Source organism: Aeromonas sp. LsrichE-8G, assembly GCF_022869435.1.
In the GTDB taxonomy this organism is placed as follows: Bacteria; Pseudomonadota; Gammaproteobacteria; order Enterobacterales; family Aeromonadaceae; genus Aeromonas; species Aeromonas caviae.
Genome location: NZ_JALIHH010000231.1, coordinates 1 through 293 on the forward strand (window position 1 = coordinate 1; position 293 = coordinate 293).

At 68.3% G+C, this 293-nt stretch carries 1 protein-coding gene; it reads left to right on the forward strand.

Going from position 1 to position 293, the window contains the following annotated elements:
* A partial coding sequence (locus MUW49_RS19645) for a hypothetical protein (RefSeq protein ID WP_244813109.1) occupies positions 1 to 293 on the forward strand: 293 nt, incomplete at both ends.

Genomic DNA, 293 nt, shown 5'->3' on the forward strand with positions numbered 1-293 from the left:
TGGACGCGGCGGGCAACGTCTCGCTGCCGGGCAGCGACAGCGCCACCATGGGCGACACCACCGCGACCGGTGCGCCGACCGTGGTCATCACCGAAGACGTGAACAACGACGGCACCATCAGCCACACCGAGATCAGCGGCAAGGTGAACGTGGAAGTGAGCCTGCCGGGCGATGCCAAGGCCGGGGACACCCTCAAGGTGAGCGGCCAGGCCGACCGCCTGTTGACCGATGCCGACATCACGGCGGGCAAGGTGGGTTACGAGTTTGACCGTCCGGCGGACGGCGTGACGCTG